Source organism: Diaminobutyricimonas sp. LJ205 (genome assembly GCF_009755725.1).
Classification (GTDB): Bacteria; Actinomycetota; Actinomycetes; order Actinomycetales; family Microbacteriaceae; genus Ruicaihuangia.
The window spans coordinates 1,045,378-1,065,232 of sequence record NZ_CP046619.1 but is presented as its reverse complement, the minus strand read 5'-3'; the positions used below and the strand labels follow the sequence as shown (position 1 = coordinate 1,065,232).

Annotated in this window: 21 protein-coding genes; 11 read left to right on the top strand and 10 right to left on the bottom strand. The window is 67.7% G+C overall.

What is annotated here, in order from left to right:
- Positions 1–2: 2 nt before the first annotated feature.
- Together GO591_RS05035 and GO591_RS05030 are read left to right on the top strand one after the other, a co-directional pair.
- Positions 3–758, top strand: coding sequence for an SDR family NAD(P)-dependent oxidoreductase (locus tag GO591_RS05035; RefSeq protein WP_157155811.1), 756 nt, complete (start codon positions 3–5; stop codon positions 756–758).
- The gene (locus tag GO591_RS05030) at positions 755–1,465 is read left to right on the top strand and encodes a glycosyltransferase family 2 protein (protein ID WP_157155810.1); all 711 of its coding nucleotides are present in this window, start codon (positions 755–757) and stop codon (positions 1,463–1,465) included. The genes GO591_RS05035 and GO591_RS05030 overlap by 4 nt, the downstream gene beginning before the upstream one ends.
- Positions 1,466–1,485: 20 nt before the next feature.
- On the opposite strand, the gene GO591_RS05025 is transcribed toward GO591_RS05030, so the two are convergent.
- The 7 genes from GO591_RS05025 to GO591_RS04995 form a co-directional block, all read right to left on the bottom strand.
- Entirely contained in the window at positions 1,486–2,385 is a 900-nt protein-coding gene (locus tag GO591_RS05025; protein WP_232466279.1) for an alpha/beta fold hydrolase, read from the bottom strand.
- A 9-nt stretch (positions 2,386–2,394) separates the two neighbouring features.
- Positions 2,395–2,847, bottom strand: coding sequence for a VanZ family protein (locus tag GO591_RS05020; protein WP_157155809.1), 453 nt, complete (start codon positions 2,845–2,847; stop codon positions 2,395–2,397).
- A 21-nt stretch (positions 2,848–2,868) separates the two neighbouring features.
- Positions 2,869–3,618: a nuclease-related domain-containing protein gene (locus GO591_RS05015; RefSeq protein ID WP_157155808.1), complete on the bottom strand. Its 750-nt coding sequence runs from the start codon at positions 3,616–3,618 to the stop codon at positions 2,869–2,871.
- 238 nt (positions 3,619–3,856) lie between these two features.
- Positions 3,857–4,762 carry an NADP-dependent oxidoreductase gene (locus GO591_RS05010; RefSeq protein ID WP_157155807.1) on the bottom strand — a complete coding sequence of 302 codons (906 nt, stop codon included), beginning with the start codon at positions 4,760–4,762 and terminating at the stop codon, positions 3,857–3,859.
- Between the two features lie 12 nt (positions 4,763–4,774).
- Entirely contained in the window at positions 4,775–6,982 is a 2,208-nt protein-coding gene (locus tag GO591_RS05005; protein ID WP_157155806.1) for a HelD family protein, read from the bottom strand.
- Positions 6,983–7,210: 228 nt separating this feature from the next.
- Complete coding sequence (locus GO591_RS05000) at positions 7,211–8,404, bottom strand: PrsW family intramembrane metalloprotease (RefSeq protein ID WP_157155805.1); 1,194 nt, start codon at positions 8,402–8,404, stop codon at positions 7,211–7,213.
- Positions 8,405–8,470: 66 nt separating this feature from the next.
- A complete protein-coding gene (locus GO591_RS04995; protein ID WP_157155804.1) occupies positions 8,471–8,944 on the bottom strand; it encodes an SRPBCC family protein in 474 nt (157 codons plus the stop codon).
- Positions 8,945–9,031: 87 nt separating this feature from the next.
- Between GO591_RS04995 and GO591_RS04990 the strand changes: the two genes are divergently transcribed.
- The 4 genes from GO591_RS04990 (at position 9,032) to GO591_RS04975 (ending at position 11,795) form a co-directional block, all read left to right on the top strand.
- Complete coding sequence (locus GO591_RS04990) at positions 9,032–9,523, top strand: DUF6328 family protein (protein WP_157155803.1); 492 nt, start codon at positions 9,032–9,034, stop codon at positions 9,521–9,523.
- Positions 9,516–10,520, top strand: a complete 1,005-nt coding sequence (locus tag GO591_RS04985) for a YihY/virulence factor BrkB family protein (protein WP_157155802.1) — start codon at positions 9,516–9,518, stop codon at positions 10,518–10,520. Before GO591_RS04990 ends, GO591_RS04985 begins: the two co-directional genes overlap by 8 nt.
- A gap of 130 nt (positions 10,521–10,650) precedes the next feature.
- Positions 10,651–11,520 (top strand): SDR family oxidoreductase, encoded by an 870-nt coding sequence (locus tag GO591_RS04980; protein ID WP_279586863.1) that lies wholly within the window; start codon positions 10,651–10,653, stop codon positions 11,518–11,520.
- 2 nt (positions 11,521–11,522) lie between these two features.
- A complete protein-coding gene (locus GO591_RS04975) occupies positions 11,523–11,795 on the top strand; it encodes an SAP domain-containing protein (RefSeq protein WP_157155800.1) in 273 nt (90 codons plus the stop codon).
- Between the two features lie 151 nt (positions 11,796–11,946).
- On the opposite strand, the gene ku is transcribed toward GO591_RS04975, so the two are convergent.
- On the bottom strand, positions 11,947–12,900 hold the full coding sequence (gene ku / locus GO591_RS04970) for a non-homologous end joining protein Ku (RefSeq protein WP_157155799.1): 954 nt from the start codon (positions 12,898–12,900) through the stop codon (positions 11,947–11,949).
- 58 nt (positions 12,901–12,958) lie between these two features.
- Between ku and GO591_RS04965 the strand changes: the two genes are divergently transcribed.
- Genes GO591_RS04965 through GO591_RS04955 form a run of 3 tightly spaced genes read left to right on the top strand, consistent with a single transcriptional unit; the run spans position 12,959 to position 16,637 of the window.
- Positions 12,959–15,337, top strand: coding sequence for an ATP-dependent DNA ligase (locus tag GO591_RS04965; protein ID WP_157155798.1), 2,379 nt, complete (start codon positions 12,959–12,961; stop codon positions 15,335–15,337).
- 4 nt (positions 15,338–15,341) lie between these two features.
- Positions 15,342–15,509: a hypothetical protein gene (locus GO591_RS04960; RefSeq protein WP_157155797.1), complete on the top strand. Its 168-nt coding sequence runs from the start codon at positions 15,342–15,344 to the stop codon at positions 15,507–15,509.
- Positions 15,510–15,566: 57 nt separating this feature from the next.
- Positions 15,567–16,637: an LLM class flavin-dependent oxidoreductase gene (locus GO591_RS04955; RefSeq protein WP_157155796.1), complete on the top strand. Its 1,071-nt coding sequence runs from the start codon at positions 15,567–15,569 to the stop codon at positions 16,635–16,637.
- Here GO591_RS04955 and GO591_RS04950 read toward each other — a convergent pair.
- Positions 16,606–18,138 carry an aspartate ammonia-lyase gene (locus GO591_RS04950; RefSeq protein WP_157155795.1) on the bottom strand — a complete coding sequence of 511 codons (1,533 nt, stop codon included), beginning with the start codon at positions 18,136–18,138 and terminating at the stop codon, positions 16,606–16,608. The genes GO591_RS04955 and GO591_RS04950 overlap by 32 nt on opposite strands.
- Positions 18,139–18,223: 85 nt before the next feature.
- On the opposite strand from GO591_RS04950, the gene GO591_RS04945 reads away from it, so the two are divergent.
- The gene (locus tag GO591_RS04945; RefSeq protein WP_157155794.1) at positions 18,224–18,685 is read left to right on the top strand and encodes a nucleoside deaminase; all 462 of its coding nucleotides are present in this window, start codon (positions 18,224–18,226) and stop codon (positions 18,683–18,685) included.
- A 22-nt stretch (positions 18,686–18,707) separates the two neighbouring features.
- On the opposite strand, the gene GO591_RS04940 is transcribed toward GO591_RS04945, so the two are convergent.
- Positions 18,708–19,172 carry an 8-oxo-dGTP diphosphatase gene (locus GO591_RS04940; protein WP_157155793.1) on the bottom strand — a complete coding sequence of 155 codons (465 nt, stop codon included), beginning with the start codon at positions 19,170–19,172 and terminating at the stop codon, positions 18,708–18,710.
- A 53-nt stretch (positions 19,173–19,225) separates the two neighbouring features.
- Here GO591_RS04940 and GO591_RS04935 point away from each other — a divergent pair, with 53 nt between their 5' ends.
- Complete coding sequence (locus GO591_RS04935; protein ID WP_157155792.1) at positions 19,226–19,849, top strand: DedA family protein; 624 nt, start codon at positions 19,226–19,228, stop codon at positions 19,847–19,849.
- Positions 19,850–19,855 lie beyond the last annotated feature (6 nt).

The following is a 19,855-nucleotide window of genomic DNA, read 5'->3' as shown; positions in this document are numbered from 1 at the left end:
CCATGGCAAGCCTGGCCCTGATCACGGGCGCGACCTCCGGGATCGGGGCGGAGTTCGCGCGGCAGCTCGCCGCGCGGGGCGACGATCTGATTCTGGTCGCCCGGGATCGGGAACGCCTCGCCGAGAGCGCTGCTGCCCTCGCGGAGCGATTCCACGTCGATGTCGAGGTGATCGACGCGGACCTGTCCGAGGATGACGAGCTCGCCGACCTCGAAGCGCGCCTGCGCCAGCGGGAGCGTCCGGTCGACCTGCTCGTGAACAACGCCGGTTTCGGCCTGCGCGCCTCCTTCGAGGCCAGCCGTGTCGATGACGAACAGCGCCTGCTCGACGTGCTCGTCACCGCGCCGATGCGCCTCTGCCATGCCGCGCTCGCGCAGATGCTGCCGCGCGGTCGGGGCACCATCATCAACGTCGCGAGCGTGGCGGGGTTCACCCCGAGGGGCAGCTATGGCGCCGCGAAGGCCTGGGTGCTGAGCTTCAGCCGCTGGGCGAACCTGCACTACCGGCGGCATGGGGTGACCGTCACCGCCCTCGCGCCCGGACTCGTGCGAACCGAGTTCCACCGGCGGATGGGCGTGCGAGCGGCCACCATCCCCGGCGTCGGCTGGCTGACCGCCGAGCGGGTGGTCAGGGTCGCGCTGCGCGACGCGGCAAAGGGCCGGGCGCTGTCGGTTCCGTCGTTCCGGTACAAGCTCGCGGTGTTCGCGACCCGGGTGATCCCGGCGCGCTGGGCCGCGGTCGGAACGCTCGACGAATGAGCGAGCCGCGGGTGTCCGTCGTCATTCCCGCGTACAACGATGCCGAATTGCTCGAGAAGTGCCTGGCAGCGCTCGGCGCACAGACCCGGCCGGCCGACGAAGTGATCGTCGTCGACAACGCGTCGACGGATGCCACCGCCGCAGTTGCCAGGAACGCCGGCGCACGAGTGCTCAGCGAACCGGTCCGAGGGATCACCCGCGCGACCGCCCTCGGATTCGATGCCGCCACCGGCGACGTGATCGCCCGGCTCGACGCGGACTCACGCCCTCCCGCCGACTGGATCGAACGCGTGCTCGCGCTGCTCGAGCAGTCCGGCGCGAGTGTCGTGACCGGGCCGGGCAGCTTCTACGACGGCGGCCGGATCGCCAACTCCCTCGGCCGGCACATTTACATCGGCGGCTACTTCTGGTTCACGGGGCTCCTCCTCGGTCATTCACCGTTCTGGGCTTCGAACTGTGCGCTGCGGGCAGAGACCTGGCGAGGCATCCGACATCGCGTGCACCGGGATCGCCGGGCGTTCCACGACGACCTCGACATGAGCTTCCAGCTGACCACCGACATGAGGGTGCGCTACGAGAAGACCCTGGTGATGCCGGTGTCGGCGCGACCGTTCGAGTCGGCGGGCGCGCTGCTGCGGCGGATCGGCTGGGCGGCGCCGACGATCTGGGTGAACGTGCGCGAGCGCCTGAGCCGCCGCAGCCGCTGAAGGCCCAAACGGGTGAGCCGTCACACCTCGGCATAGAGCTCGAGCAGGTCGCGGCAGAGTTGATGCGGCGCCGTCTCGCACGGGCTGTGCCCGGTGCGGTACACCGCGAGCCGCGCCCCGATGCGCGACGCGAACGCCGCATGCCGGCGAAGCGGCCACAAGTCCAGTTTCCCCACGGCCACCAGTTTGGGAATCGCGGATGCCGCGACCGTGGCCTCCACGTCGGGGGTTCTTTGCATCAACCCCATCACCGCGGCGATGCTGTCCGGCCTGGTGAATTCGAACCGGTGGGTGACAAGCCGGAGCCTGCCCGCGGGCGCGCGCAGCACGTTGGAGCGCAGCCCCCACACCATCAACCGCGCGATGAGGGCGTCGGTGGCGAGCGTTGACAGCCGACCGATCCAGCGCACCCGGCGCAGGACCCGGCCGGGATCCGGAGGGCAGGTGAGCAGGGTGAGGCTGGCGAAGAGGTCGGGCCGTCGCGCCAACGCCAGCTGCGTGATCGTGCCGGCGAATGAGTACCCGAGCACATGGGCCGGTGCGCCCACCGCTTCCAGCACCGCGATGAGGTCGTCGACGAAGAGGTCGTAATCCCAGGTGCGTCCGGCAGCCGGTCCCGCCGCGGCGGACTCGTACTGGCCGGCCATGTCGTACGCGGTGACCCGCACGCCGCCGGCCGAGAGCAGCGGCAGCATCAGCACGAAGTCCTCTTTTGAACCGGTGACGCCAGGCACCAGGACCACCGGCGGAGCACCCGGCGCACCGGCCTGAAGGGCGGCGAGCGACCCGCTCGGCGCGGGGATGCTGACGCGGTCCACGCCATCCGGGAGGGCGCTCCAGTCGAGGTCGGGCAACAGCGCGTCCCGCCGGACGACATCGTCGACCGGCGTACCGGCTTGCTCGTCGTCACGCGCGGTCACGTGCTCACCCTAGCGAGCGGATGCACGCTCCTCGCGGCCGACCACGGTGGGACGTCCGCGAGTCGCGAGGCCCCACACGACGAAGCAGGCGATGGCGCCGACCGTGGTTCCCAGTCCGTTCGAGAGCACGTCGCGGGGATCGGACACCCGGCTCGGGATGCCGAGCTGCACGAGTTCGATGGCCAGCGACAACGCGAAGCCCCCGAGCGCGGCGACCCACCACCACTTTCGGCCGAGAAGCAGGGTGAGCAGCACGCCGACCGGGACGAACATGAAGATGTTCGCGGTGAATTCGACCATTCCGAAGGTGATCCACGCGGTGCGCTGATCCTCGGAGAACGCGGCGATGACCAGGTCGATCCAACTGTCGAAGGTGTCGTCGTAGGGTTCCGCCCGCAGGGTCACCCAGCCGATGAATGCAAGGTAGCCGAGGGTCACCACAGCAAGGACGACTCGGCGCATGGTGACTATTCTGCGCCCCGCTCAGCTGATCTGGATCAGGACGATCCCGAACGCGCCAGCCCAGGCCATGGCGGCAGCCGCGACCACACCACTGATACCCCAGACTTTGCGGCGCCGTGCCGCGGATTCGACTTCGGCGCGCAGCGCGTCGAAGCGGGTGCTCAGATCGATTTCAGCGCCGAGGTCCAGACCGGCAGTGTCCCAGGTCGTCGGTCGGTCCGCGGCATCCGAGAGCATCGCCACCTCGGCGCCGGACAGCACCTGCGGTTGCCCGAGCAGCCAGGTGACCAGGGCCTTGCCGGTGACCACTGCGACGGCATCCGAGTCACGTTTGGTCCAGATCTTCGCGGGCTCGAGCACCACGGCCACGGCCCGGGCGGCGGGCTGCAGCCCGGTCGCGGTTTCCAGCCACTGCGCAGCGGAGGTCGCCTGCGCGATCAGGTCGGCGAGCGGATGCTTCCGCCCGCCGGCGCGCAGGCCTTCCTCGTTCACCCAGACGTCGGCGGCGCGGAAGTCGAAACCGCGGATGACGAACACGCCGGCAGGTCCGATCACCAGGTGATCCAGCTGGGGTCCGCCCTGCGGGCAGGGCACGCCATGCAGGATGTCCCAGCGCACACCGAGTTCCTCAAGCAACTCGGCGACAGCGCGCTGGGTGAGCGCCCGACGGTACAGCGATCGAGCGGCGGGAGTGAGCGGATGCAAGCCGAGGAACCGGCTGAGCCGGGGCAACCGTGGGGTCGAATCGCGGGCGCCGAGGCAGTCGCGCATGGTCTGGTGGCCGGCACCGCGAATGCGGAGTGATTCAGACCAGTCGACGCCTACCCGGAACGGGGGCCCCGTAGGGCCCCCGGCCGTGTCAACGTCTGAAACCCCCTCAGACATTATTTCCGCCCCCCAGCGGTAGTGCTCTCAGGGGTAACGCTAAACCCGACCTTGAAGATCGACTGCCCCCCGAACAGGCCACGCGACTACCCCAATTCAGGGGGCACCGGCGTGTCGCTGCTGATCAGATGACGACGGAGACCTTGCCGCGCAGGTGTCCCGTCGCGTATCGGCGCAGCGCGGCGTCAATCTCATCGAGCCGGTAACTGGCCTCGATGGGCAGCACCACCGACCCGTCGGCGATCAGTTCGGCAAGCGTCTCGAGCCGCTCCGGGTCGGCCTTGCCCTGGCCGACCGTGCGTACGCCCAGGTCGCGGGCGTCGTCGGCGATGCTGTTGATCCGGTCGGGGTCGATGCCGAGTTCCAGCGCCGCGCGTACGGTGTCCGCACCCGCCTGGTCCAAAACCACGGTGACATCGGCGCCGCTGTCGAGCAGGCGTTCGGCGAGGCCCTGCCCATAAACGATCGGCCGCACGCCGATCGACTCCAGGAACGCAGCATTCGCCTCGCTGGCGGTGCCGAGCACATGCGCGCCGCGGATCCGCGCTAACTGGGCGACGATCAGCCCGACTCCCCCTGCAGCGGCGCTCACCAGCACCGTGTCGTTCTCGTCGATCGACTGGGAGTCGACGACATCCAGTGCGGTCTGCCCTACCGTGGGCAGCGCCCCGGCCACGTCCCAGGGAAGACCCGTGGGCTTCCTGGCCACCGAGCTGGCCTTCGCGATCGCCAACTCGGCCAGTCCGCCCAGGCGCACCAGTCCGAACACTTCATCGCCGGGCGCGAATCCGGTGACCGCGTCACCCACCTCATCGATCACGCCCGCGGCGTCCCAGCCAAGACCCGAGGGAAGGGATTTCGGCATCCCCGGCAGGAACAAGCCGGCGCGCACCTTGAGGTCGGCGCGGTTCAGGCTGGAATGGCTGACCCGGATGCGGACCTGCCCGCTGCCCGGTCTCGGCTCGTCGACTTCGTCAACTGTGACTGCGGCGTCATCGCCGATCTCGTGAAAGCGCGCTGCCCGAGACATCCGTTCCCCTGTTCAGTCGAGGGCGATCTCCTCGGTTGTCACTATATGCAGGCGCTGGGTCGGACGGGTGGCAGCGACGTACAACGAGCTCGCGCCGCGGCTGCCGGACCGTTCGATTTGCGCGGGCTCGACCAGCACGACCGCGTCGAACTCGAGGCCCTTGGCCGTCTGCGGGGAGAGCACCGTGATCGGCTTCGCGAGGGAAGCGGTGCCGAGGGCAACGAGTTCCGCCCCAAACTCCGCTTGCAGCCAGTCGCGCACGCTGAGCACCATGGCGTCGTCCGCGATCACCGCGATGGTGCCGCCGGTGTCGATGGAGCGGTCCTCACGTACCGCGTCGATGACGGCTGCGGTCAGCCCGGCTTCATTGGTGCGGCGCCGGAAGATCTCCCAGTCCGAGCGGCGCACCGCCCGGGACGGCGTGATCGGCAAATTCCGCGAGTGGGCGAAGCGTTCGGCGGCCTCGGTGATCTGCGCCGGCGTGCGGTAGTTCACGGTGAGTTCTTCGAGGCGGAAGTCGGGCGTCAAGGTGGCCAGGGCGGTATTCCAACTGTGGGCGGCCGCCGCTGAGCTGGCCTGGGCGATGTCGCCGACGATCGTGAAGCTTCGCATCGGCCCGCGGCGCAGCAGCACCCGCCACTGCATCGGCGAGAGTTCCTGCGCCTCGTCGACGACGATGTGGCCGAACGTCCAGGTGCGGTCGGAGGCCGCGCGCTCAGCCGCAGTCAACCGTTCGGCGCTCGGGGCAAAGCCCTCGGCGAGGGCTTCCGCATTGACCAGGCCTTCGACACCCATGTTCCGGATCGCCTGCTCGGCGTTCTCGATGTCGCGCTTGCGCTGCTGGCGTTCTTCCTTCTGCCGGGCGTCGCCGACCGGGTCGGTCTCGCCGAGCAATTCAGCGGCTTCATCGAGCAGCGGGATGTCGGAGATGGTGAACTCCGCGTCGCGGGCCCGTCGCAGCAGCGCGCGTTTCTCGGGCGTCCACCGTGGAGTCAGCGATGCCAGCCAGTTCGGCCTGGCGTACAGATCCTGGATCAGCTTCTCGGGGGTCAGTGGCAGCCAGGCGGTGTTCAGCGCGACGCGCACGTCGTAGCTCGAGCGGATGTCTTCACGCAGCATCGGCAGATCCGAGTCGTCGATGGTGTTGCCGTGCGTGCGCAGCTGTGCGGCGAGCTGACGAGTGAGCGCCTTGAGTGCTGACTTGTTGAAGGTGACCCGGGCGACGTTGTGCGGCTTGCGGGTCTGCCATGCCTCGCGCATGGCCTGTTCGATGAGCTCGGGCCGCACTTCGAGCCGTTCGCCGCTGACGTCGACGATCTGGGTCTCGGTGGGCACGATCTGCCTGCTCTTCACCGCGCGTTTGAGCAGCTCGGCCATCTGCTTGCTGCCCTTGAGTTCGGCGACCTCAGCGATGTCGTCGCGTTGGGCGTCGATGCCCGGGTAGAGCTGGCCGACGCTGGCGAGCACCACGCCGGTCTCGCCGAGGGACGGCAGCACCTGCTCGATGTACTGCAGGAAGCTGCGGGACGGGCCAATGATGAGCACCCCACTGCGGGCCAATTGGTTGCGGTTCTCGTACAGCAGGTACGCGGCGCGGTGCAGTGCGACCGCCGTTTTCCCGGTGCCAGGGCCGCCCTGCACGACGAGCACGCCACGCAGGTCGCTGCGGATGATGCGATCCTGTTCCGCCTGGATGGTGGCGACGATGTCATGCATCCGGCCGGTGCGCTGGGCGGTCAGCGCGGCAAGCAGCGCAGACTCGCCAGCCACCTCTTCACCGAGCAATGACTCGTCGAAGATGTCGTCGCTGATGGCGACCACATCACGGCCGCGACTGGTCAGGTGGCGGCGTGCGCGCATTCCGAGCGGTGTCGCCGCGGTCGCCTGGTAGAAGGCGCTCGCCTGCGGCGCACGCCAATCGAGCAGAATCGGTTCACGATTCTCATCGCGGAGACCGATCCGGCCGATGTACCGCGGTTCACCGGCATCCGGAGTCAGCTTGCCGAAAGCCAGGTGCTGGTCGACCTCGCGCAATTGCACGATGCGGTCCTCGTAGACACGGGTGAACGCGTCGCGTTCAGAGCGGTGCTGGTGGGTTCCGCCTGGCGTCTGTTTGCGCACTTGCGCGAGCGCCTGCTCGGCCTCGTGCCGCACGGCGTCGAGCCGTTCGTAGAGCCCGGCGACGTAGTCGCGCTCGCGTTGAAGTTCTTGATTGGTCACTGTGATGCACCCTCGGGTTCAAGGGCATCAATCTTACGCGCATCGAATGACCAGATCGAACGGGTCTTGCGTGGTTCGAGATGAGAGCGCATGCTGGTATCACAACTCGACCCCCGTGGAGACTCGCAGGCAGTGCCGCAGCCCCGGGGGTCGAGGGTTTAACGCGCGCGCTGGAGCTAAGGGGATCGCGCCAGCGATCCGCGACGCCAGCGCCTGCGACGGCGGTTTTCAGCGACGGACGGGGACGCCCTGCAGCGCTCGGCGGGAGGCGACGATCGCATTCAGGGACTGGCGTTCCTCGTCTCGGGTGTGCGCGTCGTCGTGGCCGCGGATGAGGCGCTGGCGCACGAACGCGAGCCCGGTTGCGTCGGCGATGTACCGCCTCATCTGGCGGGACAGCCCGTAAGACGCCGCCCAGCGTTTCGCCTGACGGCGACCCGCGGCGGTGGCCAGCACGGGAATCTCGGCGGGGTTGAACCAGCCTGCCTCGGCGTACTCATGCAACCGGGCGAAGGTCAGGCGCTGCTCCTGCTTGCGCAGGTAGACGACGAACCCGATCGCCAGCAGGAAGAGCGGAACCTGCACGAGCACGTAGTAGCCGAAGAAGTCCGGCACGAAGAAGAGCGCCCCGTTCCAGAAAGCATGCAGCAGGATGGCCGGCACCAGGCCGACGAAGAAGGCGAGCACTCCCGCGAACATCCCCGCTCGGTGCGCGGCGACGCCGATCGCGAATCCGGTGATCGCGGTGAACATGACATGGGCGAATGGCGACATCAGGCCCCGGACGATGAACACGCCGGCGATCGGGCCAAGGCCGCCGCCCTCGAGGATCGCGATCCCGAAGTACTGGATGTTCTCGGTGAAGGCGAATCCGGCCCCGACGCAGGCTGCATAGACGATGCCGTCGACCGGGCCGTCGAAGTAGCGCCTGGCGAACAGGAAGATCAGCAGCAGGCCCAGGCCCTTGCCGAACTCCTCGACGATGGGTGCCTGAACTGCTGCCTGAGCGAACTGGAACTGGTCGGCGGTGCCGCCCATCGCGTTGATGAGGTTCTGCACCTCACTGTCCACGAGGAGCGCGAACAGCACCGACACCCCGGCGCCCCACAGGAAGGCGAAAGCGAGGATCGTGCGGGGCTCGGGCTCCCATCGGTCGATCCAGCGCACGACGAGCACCACGATCGTCAACGGAACGAGCGCGATGATTCCTGCCACCAGGAACCCGCTGGCGCCGAGCACAGCGACGAGGTAGCCGAACACCACGAGCAGCGCGATCCCGGCGAGGACGACGCCGGCGGTTCCGGCGAGCGCCAGTCCTGGTCGCGGGCGAACCGGCCGCACCAGCACAGGCTGCGTTGCGTTGTGTGTTCCCTGCTGCACGGGGAACGGCGCGTCGGGAACGCGCTGCGCGTACGGCTCCATGGGCTCCAGATTAGTGGCGCACGCTGGGCCTCAGCCCAGCGTGCGCAGCAAGGTGGGTGGCGCGGATCAGCGACCGGTGGCGTCCGCATCGCGGTCGACGTCGCCGCGCCAGCCGCCCTCCTCAAACCCGCGGTCCTCGATCAGCTCCTTGAATTTCTTCAGATCGCTGCCGACCTGGACGTCGTCGACCTGGAGCGCGGCTCCGGCCTTCTCGACCAGGCCCTCGGGCTGCCAGTCCATCTGCAGCGTCACCCGGGTCTGATCCGCGGAGAGCCGGTGGAAGGTGACCACTCCGGCGTGCCGGGGCTCGTCAATGCTCGCCCACGCAATCCGCTCGTCGGGGTGCTGCTCTGTGATCTCCGCGGTGAACTCACGCTTCACTCCGCCCACGGAGACTGCCCATACGGTGCGCGTCGGAGTCACCTGGCGCACCGAGTCGACGCCTCCCATGAACTGCGGGAACGACTCGAACTGGGTCCATTGGTTGTAAACGGTGCTGATCGGCACGTCGATGTCAATGCTCTTCTCGATCGTTGTCATGCCTCGCACGGTACTCGGCCCCGACTCGGGCACCCCAGTCGTTCCAACCAAACGCTCAGGCGCCTCACGGGCGGTACTTTGGAAAGCATGCCGACGGATGAAGCGATGCGCGAGCCCCAGCCCGACAACGAGGAGACTCTGCGGGAGCGCCTGGACCGCAACTGGAACGAGATCCTGCAGGAGCTGCGCGTCACCCAGACCGGCACCCAGATCCTCACCGGCTTCCTGCTCGCCGTGGCGTTTCAGCCGCGGTTCACCGAACTCGATGACTTCCAGCGGATCGTCTACCTCATCCTGGTCCTCACCGCGGCGCTCGCGACCGTGCTGGCCCTGGCGCCGGTGAGCCTGCATCGTGCGCTGTTCCGCCAAGGTGCGAAGCAACGCATCGTCGACACCGCCAACCGCATCCTCAAGATCACGCTCGTGCTCGTGGCGATCACCCTCTCCGGCACGGTGCTGCTGATCTTCGACTTCGTCCTCGACCGGATCATCGGCCTCATCGCCGGATCGATGACCCTGCTGATCATCGCCATCACCTGGCTGGTGGTGCCGTACAGGCTCGGACGGAGTCTTGACTGAGCCGACGCCGACGAGTCGGGAACTCGACCGTCGGGCATGGCGATACGCGGCGCGGCGCTCGTGGCACGGGTTCCGGCGCCATCGCGGCGTGGATGCTGCGGCCGCACTGACCTTCTTCGCAGCGCTGAGTCTGTTCCCGGCATCCCTCGCCGTCGTCTCCGCGTTCGCCGTCTTCGACAGCCGCTCCAATGCCGCCGACGAGCTGCTCGCCCTGGCCGGCGAGTTCGTGCAGGAGTCCACGGTTCAGGCGCTGGCGGATCCGCTTGACCAGTTGCTCAGCATCGACCAGCCGATCCTGGCCATGTTCATCGGCCTCGGCCTGACGCTGTGGACCGTGTCTGCGTACGCGACCGCCTTCGGGCGGGCGATGAACGCGGTCTACGAGATGCAGGAGGGCCGCCCGATCTGGCGGTTCCGCGGGCTCATGCTGCTGGTCACCGTCGTGCTCATGGTGGGGTTCAGCCTGATCATGACGATGCTGGTGGTGACGCCGAGGGCGGCACGGGCGATCGCCGCCACCGCGGGCTTCGGTGAGCCTTGGCTGACGGTCTGGAATGGCGGCAAGTGGCTGCCGATCGCGGTGATCGCGTTCCTGCTGGTGTCGGTGCTGTACTACTTCACCCCGAATGTCCGGCACACCAGGATGCGCTGGGTCAGCTACGGATCCGCGTTCGCGGTCACGGTGTGGGCGCTGGGAACCGCGGGTTTCGCGGTGTACATCCTGACGGTCGGCCGGTACGAGCGCGTCTACGGCTGGATCGGCGGCGGGATCGTCGCGCTGCTCTGGCTATACCTGACGAATCTCGTGCTCGTCCTCGGCGCCGAGGTGGATGCCGAACTCGTCCGAGCGCGGCAACTGCTCGCCGGTATTCCGGCCGAGGAGGGCATCCGACTGCCGGCCCGTGACCTGACCCGAGCACGATCGCTCGCCCGGCAGCGATCGCTCGATGAGCAGGACGGGCGGGCGTTGCGGGACGACGCAGTGTCGCGCGACTGAGCGCTCGTTCCGCGCGGCCCACGGTCGAGGATTCACGGCGAGCACTCAGACATACCGCCGCCGATTCCGTTGTGACCCCCGTTTGCGGGGCGTAGCGTTTTGGGGGAACAGACGAAAGGCGCTCTCAATCGTGACTGATCCAACGACCGCATTCCGCAGCGAAGGCTTTCCCAAGCAGGGCCAGGAACAGCCCGGCCTCACCGAGCAGACGGAACCGACTCCCGACCACGGCGAGGACAGCTATGTCGGCCACGAACTGCTTGTCGGTCGCCGCGCCCTGATCACGGGCGGGGACTCGGGAATCGGCCGGGCAACGTCGATCGCGTTCGCGCGGGAAGGGGCGGATGTCGCCATCTCCTACCTCCCCGAGGAACAGGCGGATGCCGAGGACACCGCGTCGTGGATCAAGAAGGCGGGGCGGAAGAGCGTGCTGCTGCCCGGTGACGGGCGGGATGAGGCGTTTTGCCAGAGCAGCGTCACGCGTGCCGTCGAGGAACTCGGCGGTCTCGACATCCTCGTCCTGAACGCCGGCTATCAGGCCAACCGGGACGGTCTGGAGAACCTCGAAACCGAGGAACTGGATCGGGTGTTCAAGACCAACCTGTACGGGATGATGTGGACTGCCAGGGCAGCCATCCCGCACCTGCAGGCGGGGGCGTCGATCATCGTCACCTCGTCGATCCAGGCGTTCAACCCATCCCCGCAGTTGATCGATTACGCGATGACCAAGGCTGCGCAGGTCGCCTTCACGAAGGCGTTGGCGCAGGAACTCGGCGAGAAGGGCATCCGGGTCAACGCTGTCGCACCCGGACCGATCTGGACGCCGCTGATTCCGGCCACCGGCTGGCCAGGGAAGCTGCCCGAGTTCGGCCAGGACACGCCTCTGGGCCGAGCCGGCCAGCCCGCCGAGCTCGCCGGCGCATACGTGTATCTCGCGAGTGACGCCGCCACCTACACCTCGGGGGCGGTTCTGCCGGTCACCGGCGGAAAGGGGCTGTGATCATGGCACCCCAAGGCAAGGGCTCACCATCGTTGAAAGACCCGGAGCTGTATGAGGAGCTCCGCGAGGACGGTGCCTCGAAGGAGAAGGCTGCCCGCATCTCGAACGCCGCCGCGGCGCGCGGCCGGTCGAACGTCGGCCGGAAGGGCGGCGAATCCGGTTCGTACGAGGACTGGAAGGTGGACAACCTGAAGAAGCGAGCCAAGGAGCTTGGTCTCTCCGGCTACTCGAAACTCACCAAAGCGGAGCTTGTCGACCGGTTACGCAATCACTGATTCACTCACGGATCCCTCGGTCGGCGGTTGTTCGGGTCAGCCGCTGACCGAGCTTTGTCCGTGTGGCGCGCTTGCTCGCGGTTGAGCCACTTCGTCGGGGTTGAGCCACGGCGCGGTGGCTCAACAAGGACCGAATGGCTCAGAAGCAGGTTCAGGCGGTCTTCGACCGGCGTGCGGCGGGTTTCTTGGTCTCGGGCTTTGCCTCGGCAGGCTTCTTCGCGGCGGGCTTCTTCGCCGGAGGCTTCTTCGCGGGAGCACGCTTGCGGGCGGGCTCCTCGGCTTCTTCGGCCTCGTCATCGCCGGCGCTGCTTCCCCGGCCCTTGGAGCGGTTCTTGTCCACGCTGCGGCGCAGCGCCTCCATCAGATCGAGCACCTCGCCGCCTTCACGCTCTGGGCGTTCGCCGAAGGTCTCCTCGGTATCCAGGGCGTCGCCCTTCTCCAGCTTCGCCTGGATCAGCTGCTTCAGTTCGACCTGGTACTCGTCGGTGAACTCGCTCGGCTCGAAATCGGACGCGAACGACTCGACCAGCGCCGCGGACATCTCCAGTTCCTTCGCCGACAGCTTGACCGGTTCATCCAGCGACGGGAATTTCGCCTCGCGCACCTCGTCATCCCAGAGCAGCGACTGCAGCATGAGCACGTCGCCGCGTACCCGCAGCGCCCCCAGCCGGGTCTTCTGCCGCAGCGAGAAATTCACAATCGCAGTGCGGTCGGTCTGCTCAAGGGTGCGGCGCAGCAGCGCGTACGCCTTGTTCGACTTCGAGTCCGGCTCGAGGAAGTAACTACGGTCGAACATGATCGGGTCGAGCTGGTCGCTCGGCACGAACTCGACGACATCGATCTCACGCGACCGCTCCACCGGCAGCGCCTCGAAGTCCTCGGCGGTGAGCACCACGGTGCGTTCACCGTCGTCATACGCCTTGTCGATGTTCTCGTAGTTCACGACTTTGCCGCAGACCTCGCACTTGCGCTGGTACCGGATCCGTCCGCCGTCCTTGTCGTGGACCTGATGCAGTGAAATGTCATGGTCCTCGGTCGCGCTGTACAACTTCACCGGCACGTTGACGAGACCGAAGGTGATCGCGCCCTTCCATATCGATCGCATGGCTCCATCATTCCCCCAACCTCGGCGATTTCACCCCTGTCCGGGGTACATTGACCGCATGGCTGGCGGGGGCGAGTTGGTGAAGGTCGATGGCCACCGCCTGCGTCTGACGAACCTGGATAAGGTGCTCTACCCGGAGACCGGCACGACCAAGGCGGACGTCATCGACTACCTGGCCCGGGTCGCGACGGTCATGCTCCCCCACATCCACGACCGCCCGGCGACCCGCAAACGGTGGGTGCACGGCGTGGGGACGCCGGATGCCCCGGGGCAGGTGTTCTTCCAGAAGGACCTCGACGCCGGCACCCCGGACTGGGTGACCCGCCGCGCCATCCAGCACTCCGAGGGCCCCAAGAGCTACCCGTTGGTGAACAATCGCGCGACGCTCACCTGGCTCGGCCAGATGGCGGCGCTGGAGATCCACGTTCCGCAGTGGCGGTTCGGGCCGAAGGGCGCCCAGCTGAACCCCGATCGACTGGTGCTCGACCTCGACCCTGGTGAAGGGGCCGGCCTTCTCGAGTGCGCGGAAGTGGCGCGCCTGGCCCGGGTGATCCTGAAGGGGATGGGGCTCGACCCGATGCCGGTGACCAGCGGCAGCAAGGGCATCCACCTGTACGCGGCGCTGGACGGCACCCAGACCAGCGACCAGGTCTCCCAGGTCGCCAAGGAACTTGCCCGGGCGCTCGAAGCGGACAATCCCGACCTGGTGGTCAGTGACATGAAGAAGACCCTGCGGGCCGGCAAGGTGCTGGTGGACTGGAGCCAGAACAACGCCAACAAGACCACGATCGCGCCCTATTCGCTGCGCGGGCGGGCGCATCCGACGGTCGCAGCGCCGCGCACCTGGCGGGAACTGTCCTCGCCGAAACTGCAGCACCTCGACTACCGGGAAGTCCTCAAGAGGGTGGAGGCGAACGGCGATCCGCTCGCCGAGTTGTCGGCGGGACATCCGACCCACCCTGACCGGCTCGCGAAATACCGCGGGATGCGGGATGCGGCCCGCACGCCGGAACCGGTGCCGAGCCATCCGGCGCCGACCAGCGACGGACGCCGGTTCGTGATCCAGGAGCATCACGCCCGGCGACTGCACTACGACTTCCGGTTGGAGAACGACGGGGTGCTGGTCAGCTGGGCGGTGCCGAAAGGCATCCCGGCGACGCCGGAGAAGAACAACCTCGCCGTGCAGACCGAGGACCACCCACTCGAGTACGGCGAGTTCGAGGGCACCATTCCGGCCGGTGAGTACGGGGCGGGCGAGGTCACCATCTGGGACAACGGTGAATACGAGCTGGAGAAGTGGCGGGAGGGCAAGGAGGTCATCGTCACCCTGCACGGTCGCCCCGACGGCGGTCTGATCGAGCCCACCCGGGTCGCGCTGATCCACACCGGCGACACCAATTGGCTGCTGCACCGGATGAAGCCCGCCGGCGCGACGGCACCCGCCCGCGAGCGACCCGCACGTTCTCGGAGCACGAGCCGCCCGACTGGCCATCACTACTCACCGATGCTCGCCAGTGCCGGTGATGCTTCGGCGGTGCACGATGACGCCGAGTGGGCGTTCGAGATGAAGTGGGACGGCATCCGCGCCCTGGCCTATGTCGACGACGGCGTGCGGCTGATCTCCCGCAACGGCAACGACGTGACCAACGGCTACCCGGAGCTGGCCGAGCTCGCCGATCGGGTGAGCGGCCCTGCGGTGCTCGACGGGGAGATCGTCGCGTTGAACTCCCGCGGCGTGCCCGACTTCGGCCGGCTGCAGCAGCGCATGAATCTGGTGAAACCGGCGGACATCCGGGATGCCGCGACCCGCGTCCCGGTGCAGCTGATGCTGTTCGATGTGCTCGAGACCGGCGGTGAGTCCCTGGTCAAGGACAACTACGACGAGCGACGTGACGCGCTCGAACGAGTGGTCTCCCCCGGCGGGCGCGTGCACATTCCCCCTGCCTTCGACGGCGACTTGGAGGCGGCACTCCAGGCCAGCCGCGAGCTGCGGCTCGAGGGCGTGATGGCCAAGCAGCGCGACAGCGAGTACGTCGGCCGGCGCTCCCGGGCGTGGATCAAGCTGAAGCTCACCCGCACGCAGGAAGTCGTGGTCGCCGGTTGGCGGCCCGGGCAGGGTCGACGGGCCGACAGTGTCGGCTCATTGCTGCTCGGCGTCCCGGACGGGGACCGGCTGCGCTATGTCGGCCGGGTGGGCACCGGTTTCCGGCAACGCGACCTGGACGACATGCGCACCCGGTTCGAACGGGCGGGCCGGAAGACCAGCCCGCTCACCGACGTTCCCGCCTTGGATGCTCGGGGTGCACACTGGATCACACCCCGCTTCGTCGGCGAGGTGGAGTTTGCCGAATGGACGACGACCGGGCGGCTGCGGCAGCCCAGTTGGCGTGGTTGGCGGCCGGATAAGACTCCGGCTGACGTGGTCAAGGAAGGGTGACACGATGAGCGACTTCGAGCGCGAGTACCAGACCGACCCGGATGACGAGCGCGAGGTGGATCTCGAAAAGGAAGGTGGCGAGCCGGTCGCCCCGCCGACGATCGACCCCGACGAGCGGGTGGAGGCCGAGGAGGACACCGACATCCCGATCGATGACGAACGACCCGTCTGATCACGAATACCTCAACTGGTGGAATAGCGAACCACCCGGTCGCGGTTGCACCTCAGTATGAGCTCCAGCACCTCCACGTTCCAGTTCGGCATCGCCAGCTTCGGCGAACTCACCAGTTCACCGGAGGCCGCGGCACCGACCGCGCGGGAACGGCTGGACCAGATCGTTCAGGCCGCGGTCGTGGCCGATGCCGCCGGTATCGACTTCTTCGGCGCCGGCGAGCACCACCGGCCCGACTTCGCGATCTCCTCCCCCGCGATCGTGCTCAGCGCCATCGCGGCGTCGACCCGGGACATCCGGCTCACCAGCGCGGTGTCCGTGATGTCGACGCTCGACCCGGTGCGGCTGTATGAGGACTTCGCGACCCTCGATTTGATCTCCGGCGGGCGTGCCGAGATCATCGCCGGGCGTGGCGTGTACATCGACTCGTTCCCGCTGTTCGGCTACGAGCTCACCGACTACGAGCCGCTGTTCGAAGAGAAGCTCGACCTGTTCCTCGAGGTGAACCGCTCTGCCGAGGTGAGCTGGCAGGGCAACTTCCGGCCCGCGCTCCACAATGCACCGGTGATGCCCCGCGCGCATCAGGACCAGATCCCGGTCTGGCTCGGCGTCGGCGGCACCCCGGCGAGCGCGGTCCGGGCCGCGGTGCGCGGCCTGCCGGTGATGTTCGCCGGCATCGGCGGCGACCCACGCGGCTTCTCCCGTCTCGCGGATCTGTACCGTGCGGCGGGCGCCCAGTCCGGTTATTCCGCCGACTCGCTGCGGGTCGGGATGACCGGCCACTTCTACGTCGCCGAGGACTCGCAGCAGGCGAAGGCCGAGTTCTACGAGAACTACCGCCGGTACTGGGCGGAGAACACCCCGCGCACCGTGGACATGACCCCGGAGCACTACGAGTTCGCCACCGGACCGACCGGTGCGCTGCTGGTGGGCAGCCCGGCCGAGGTCGCCGACAAGATCCTGTCGCAGCATGAGGCGATCGGGCACGACCGCTTCATGGCGCAGTTCATCGGCAACATGCCCACCGACAAGGTGCTGCGATCCGTGGAGCTGCTCGCCGGCGAGGTCGCCCCCGCCGTCCGCAGCGCACTCGGCGCTACTGCTTCGGAAGCTCAATCACCCCGGTAATCGGCACCAGCCCGGACAACCGCTCGGGGGCAAGCACCCGCTCGACCTCCTCGAGGCTCATCAGCCCGGACTCGACCACCAGTTCCGCGATCGACGCGTTGGTCGTCAGTGCGGTGTGGGCCAGGGTCGCGGATGCCGCGTAGCCGATGTACGGCGTCAGTGCGGTGACCACGCCGACGCTGGTCTCCACCTGACGCGACAGGCGCTCGGTGTTCGCGGTGATGCCGTCGATGCAGTTGATCCGCAGCGTGCGGCAGGCGTTCGTCATCCAGGCCAGGGACTGCAGCAGGCTGTGCGCGATGACCGGTTCGAAGGCGTTCAGCTGCAGCTGGCCCCCTTCCGCGGCGGCGGTGACCGTGGCATCCGCACCGATCACGCTGAACGCGACCTGGTTGACGACCTCGGGGATGACCGGGTTGACCTTGCCCGGCATGATCGAGGAACCCGCCTGGCGGGCGGGCAGGTTGATCTCACCGAAACCGGCCTGGGGGCCGCTGGACAGCAGGCGCAGGTCGTTACAGATCTTCGACAGTTTGACCGCGGCCCGCTTCAGGATCCCGCTCAGGGTCATGAAGATGCCGGCGTCGCTGGTTGCCTCGATCAAGTCCGGTGCGGTCTCGAAGGTGAAGCCGGTCACCCCGTCGAGGTGGCGGCGCACGGTCTCCGCGTAGCGCGGGTCGGCGGTGATGCCGGTCCCGATCGCGGTGGCGCCGAGGTTGATCTCGTTCAGCCACTTGACCGACTCGGTCAGGCGGTCGTAGTCCTCGGCGAGGGTGTGCGCGAAGCCGGTGAACTCCTGGCCGAGAGTCATCGGTACCGCATCCTGCAGCTGCGTGCGGCCGACCTTGAGGATGTCGTTGAACTCGGCACCCTTCTTGATGAACGCCCCGGTGAGCAGCTTGTGCTCGGCGAGCAGCGTCTTAAGCGAGATGACCATCGCCAGCTTGATCGAGGTCGGGTAGACGTCGTTCGTGCTCTGGCTGCGGTTGATGTCATCGATCGGGTGCAGGAACGAGTACTCGCCCTTGGCATGACCCATCAGTTCGAGTCCGCGGTTGGCGATGATCTCGTTGGTGCACATGTTGGTGCTGGTGCCGGCACCGCCCTGGATGACGCCGACCACGAACTGTTCGTGCAGGGCGCCGTCGATGATCTCCTGGCAGACCTGGTCGATCACATCGGCCTTGGCCGGCTCGAGGACGCCGATTTCCTTGTTCGCCCGTGCCGCCGCCTGCTTGACCATGGCGAGGGCCTGGATCAGCTGCGGGTAGTTGCTGATTGCGCGCCGCGTGATCGGGAAGTTCTCGAGTGCCCGAGCGGTGTGGACCCCCCAGTAGGCGTCCGCCGGAACATCGACCTCACCCAGTGAATCCCGTTCGCGCCGGGTCGCCGTTGCCGGGTCGTGCAACTCTGCGGTTGCCGGCTCTGGCCCGGTCGTGACGTACTTGTTCTCGTCCCCCACAATCGCCTCTTCATCAAATGTGTGCGACGGCTGTGCCATGACTGGTTGTCTCCCTTGATTGACCTGTCGCCAGTCTAGGCATGCGACAGGTGACGTGGGCGGCTCTCGGGTCTAGGGTCGGAGCATGACTCAGTACCTCGACCAAGCGATCGCCCTGGCGACGAGGAACGTCGCGGCTGGCGGCGGCCCATTCGGTGCCGTACTGGTCGCCCCGGACGGTCAGGTGTTCGAGGGGGTCAACCGGGTCACGTTGGACAATGATCCGACCGCGCACGCGGAAGTCGTCGCTATTCGCGCGGCCTGCACGGCGCTGAAAACGTTCGATCTGACCGGGGCAACCCTCTACTCCAGCTGCGAACCCTGCCCGCTCTGCCTGAGTGCGGCGCTCTGGGCCCGCATCGACCGGGTGCAGTTCGCCGCCGACCGGAAGGATGCCGCGGCCGCCGGCTTCGACGACGCGGCGTTCTACCAGGTCTTCGAGCAGCATCCCTCGCACTGGGCGATGCCGGTCACCCAGGCTCCGACTCCGAACAGCAGCGATCCGTTCGACGCGTGGGAGCAGGCCGAGAACCGGGTCGGGTACTAGCCGGAATCCGCCTGGCTCTCGACTATCGCAGCACCGTCGCGAGGTCATCGCCGAAGGTATAGGTCTCCCGCACAGTGCCGCCCGCGAGCACGCCGGGCAGCCAATGCCGCGCGTCGTCCCACATCTCGTCCAGCGGCAACGCGTCCAGGTCGAAGAACTCCGGCGCGAGCTCGTCCGATTCGACCGGCTGGCCCGACCACCGGGAACAGACGAACACCGACGACTCCTGGCTCCAGGCCTCCCGGTGCGGGAACAGGTAGGTCAGGCGTCCGCGGGCTTCAAGCAGGTCAGGGGTGAGGCGGATGCCGGATTCCTCCCAGACCTCGCGCACCGCGGCATCCGTCACCGACTCGCCGGGCTCGAGCTTGCCGCCCAAGCCGACGTAATTGCCGGTGCCGAGGCCCTTCTTCTTGCGACCGAGCAGCACCTGCGGACCGGTGACGCCCTCGCGCAGCAGATAGACGACGCAGACCTGAGGCAGTGGCATGCCGCTCATGCTAGCCGCGCCCACTGTTCACCTTGATGCGATAGCTCTAGCACGTGGACGACCTCACCGAACTCGTGCTCTCCGTCACCGGATCAGCATGGATGTACCCGCTGGTGTTCATGCTCACCGTCGCCGACGCCTTCCTGGTGATCCTGCCCAGCGAGACGGTGGTCGTCGCCCTGGCCGCACTGTCGATGTCCACAGGAGCACCGCATCTGGGCCTGCTGATCCCGGTCGCGGCGATCGGCGCCATGCTCGGCGACGCGGCCTGCTACCTGCTCGGACAGCGGATCGGGCTGACCCGGTTCCGGTGGATGCGCGGGGAGAAAGTCGCCGCCGCGATCCGCTGGGCGCAGCGGGCGCTCGACCGGCGGGCGGCGGTGCTGATCCTCACCGCGCGGTACATCCCGTTCGCCCGCATCGCGGTGAACCTCACGGCCGGCGCCATGCGGTTCCCGCTGCGCCGCTACGTGCCGCTGACGGTCATCGCCGGCTGCGGCTGGGCCGTCTACAACACGGTCATCGGGGCCGCATTCGGCGTCTGGCTGCAGGAGAACCCATTGCTGGCCGTGCTGGTGTCGGTCGTGGTGGCGGTGACGCTCGGCCTGCTGATCGATGTCGTATCAGCAAGGATCGCTAACCATCGCCGCGCGCGTACCGAGAGTTCCTCCGAATAAGAGAGA